General features: G+C 60.4%; 3 protein-coding genes. 1 reads left to right on the top strand and 2 read right to left on the bottom strand.

The annotated features are described in order from the left end of the window. Both V6C07_RS08955 and V6C07_RS08950 read right to left on the bottom strand, forming a co-directional pair. On the bottom strand, positions 1-785 hold a 785-nt coding region (locus V6C07_RS08955), incomplete at its 3' end, for an adenylosuccinate synthetase (protein WP_333536062.1). A 307-nt stretch (positions 786-1092) separates the two neighbouring features. After that, on the bottom strand, positions 1093-1443 hold the full coding sequence (locus tag V6C07_RS08950) for a hypothetical protein (RefSeq protein ID WP_333536059.1): 351 nt from the start codon (positions 1441-1443) through the stop codon (positions 1093-1095). A 231-nt stretch (positions 1444-1674) separates the two neighbouring features. Here V6C07_RS08950 and V6C07_RS08945 point away from each other — a divergent pair. Further along, positions 1675-2745 (top strand): IMP cyclohydrolase (locus V6C07_RS08945; protein ID WP_333536056.1); only part of this gene is annotated, 1071 nt, incomplete at its 3' end.

Genomic DNA, 2745 nt, shown 5'->3' with positions numbered 1-2745 from the left:
CGGTGCATGGCCGAGGGGCCGACGCCGCAGCCGGCGGAAGCGTTGCCCGACACGGTATTGGAGGACGTGACAAAAGGATATGTGCCGTGGTCGATATCCAGATGAATGCCCTGCGCGCCTTCAAAAAGAATGTCTCCGCCCTGGGCCTGAATGTTCTGGATGTGGTCTTCCACTTCCGTAAGGTAGGGCAGCAGGCGCGGGGCGAGGGCCAGCAGATCTTCGCAGACGGCGGCTTCGTCCAGCGGATCAAATTTGTACAGGTCGCGCAGCAGGGTGTTTTTTTCCTGCAGGGCGTGGGCCACCTTGGCCCTCACAAGGTCAGGGCAGGCCAGGTCGCCTGCGCGCAGGCCCACACGGGCGGCCTTGTCTTCGTAGCAGGGGCCGATGCCGCGTCCGGTGGTGCCTATCTTGTGTGAAGCGCGTTTGGCTTCGCGGGCTTTGTCCAGGCTTTTGTGGTAAGGCATGATAAGGTGGGCCTTTTTGCTGATGCCGAGCCTGGCCGGAGAAACGTCCACGCCCTTGGCGGCCAGGTGGTCCGCCTCTTCAAGAAAAACGTGCGGGTCAAGCACCACGCCGTTGCCTATGAGGCACATTTTGTCCGCGTGCAGAATGCCCGAAGGGATAAGGTGAAGGATGGTTTCTTCGCCTTGTACCTTGATGGTGTGTCCGGCATTGTTGCCGCCCTGAAAACGGACAATGGCCCGGCTTTGGGCGCTCAGCATGTCAACGATTTTGCCTTTGCCTTCGTCGCCCCACTGTGCGCCGATGATGACCGTATTCGCCATGATTTTACCTGCCTGAAACGCCGCCGCAGGGGGGCGTACTGTCATAAGGAAGCGTTACGCGCCCTCAGGCGCGATAAGTTACCGCCTTGTCAAACTGCCGAAAGCAGGACGCAAAGCCTTTCATGGTACCTATCTCGGATGCAAATGCAAGTCAAATGTCCCCAACGGCATACTACCGTACGCAGGGCATGGGGCAAGGGGACTGCGCCGGAAAATATGACGGCTTCCGGTTGCGGCCACCCGGGCGCTTTCCCGCATGCTTTGCAGGCATGGGCGGTCGTGGCCGCCGGGGCTGCGGACGGATCAGCTATGCCTTGTCGTCTTCGCCATCCCCTTTGAGAGGGTGGAACTTCAGAACGCGGCAGCGTTGCTCTGGGGCCTCTTTTTGCGGCGTCTCCAGCGAAAATTCGGGTGCAAGACCGGGCAATTGCGGGGCAAGGCCCTCGCGCCCCTGACTCTGACGCGACCAATGATAGTTGAAAAGCTGGTTTTTCCAGCGCTTGGCCTGAATCAGGGAAAAGATGAGCGTCGCCTCTTCCCATTTTTTTGTGGGCTCAAAGCGGCTGCTTACGGTGGCGTATTTGCTCCACAGCGACATCAGGGACGCTTCGTCGATCGTATCCAGTTGCTGCGCCAGCCGGGCAAGCAGTTTTTCCATATATCCTCCGCTGATAAGTGCAGGGCGCGCCGGGGGGCGCCAACCTGTCTTGTGAATCCTGGGCGACAAGGCAATGTAGGGCCTGACCTGTGTTTCGTCAACGCGCAGGCGGCGCTGTCCGAGCGGCAAAGCCCCCGGCGCGCCGCGCGGCAGGCTGATTTAGGCTGGTGGGGCGGTCTGTTCTGTGCTATGCAAAACCCTTACCTGACCGGCGAACATCTGGAGGCAAGCATGTCGGATCTCAAGGCCATGTACAGCACCGTCCGCAAGGACGCTTTTCCCGAAACCATGACCATCATTCTTGGCGACGAAAAACTCGTGTTCCAAAAACGCGTGTGGACGCTGGACGGCGAGGAAAAGGGCCTGCGCTACGGGGAAAACCCCGATCAGCCCGCAGCCCTCTACGCCCTGAAAGAAGGTTCCATTACTTGCGGCGGCCTCCAGTGGCGGGGTCCGGGGCACGGCATTGTTTCGGCCCTGACTGAAGAACAGATGATCCAGGCGGGCAAGCACCCCGGCAAGACCAATCTGACGGACGTGGATAACGGGGCCAATATCCTTCAGTATCTTGCAGACCGCCCGGCGGCCGTCATTCTGAAGCACAACAATCCCTGTGGCGCGGCCTGGAGCAAGGACGGCGTGGCCGCGGCTCTTGAAAAAGCCTTCTGGTGCGACCGTATCGCCGCCTTCGGCGGCGCGGTGGTCGTCAACCGCCCCTTTACCCGCGAGGCTGCGGAAATGGTGGCTGCCAACTATTTTGAGGTGGTGGCGGCTCCGGCCTTTGAAGAGGGCGCGGTGGAGATTCTTAAAAGCCGAAAAAATCTGCGCATTATGGAACTGCCCGGCCTGGGACGGCTTGAAGAGCTGACCTCGTCTGCCTTTCTGGACATCAAGAGCCTGTCGGACGGCGGCATTGTGGTGCAGAAATCTTTTGTGAACCGCGTTCTTTCCTGTGACGATTTTTTGCCTGCCACCGCCGTCACCAAGGACGGCCTTTCCGTGGCGGCGCGCGCGCCAAGCCCGGCGGAACTGGACGACCTGCGTTTTGCCTGGGCCGTTGAGGCGGGCGTGACCTCCAATTCCGTTATTTTTGTGCGCGACGGGGCCACCGTGGCTATCGGCACGGGTGAGCAGGATCGCGTGGGCTGCGTGGAGCTTGCCATACACAAGGCGCATACCAAATACGCGGACACCCTGGCTTTTCGCGAACTGGGCCTGACCCTTTACGAGTTGAAGCTCAAGGCTGCGGACGACAGCACCCTGGCGGAAAAGCTGGCCGACATCGAGCGGCGCACGCAGGAA

The organism is Desulfovibrio sp. 1214_IL3152 (genome assembly GCF_036763055.1).
Taxonomy (GTDB): Bacteria; Desulfobacterota; Desulfovibrionia; order Desulfovibrionales; family Desulfovibrionaceae; genus Desulfovibrio.
The sequence above is the reverse complement of the archived record's forward strand: the minus strand, read 5'-3'. Positions and strand labels throughout refer to the sequence as shown.

Coding starts and splice junctions, on each gene's coding strand:
- V6C07_RS08950 (WP_333536059.1), bottom strand. CDS start 1,443: ATGGAAAAACTGCTTGCCCGGCTGGCGCAGCAACTGGATACGATCGAC.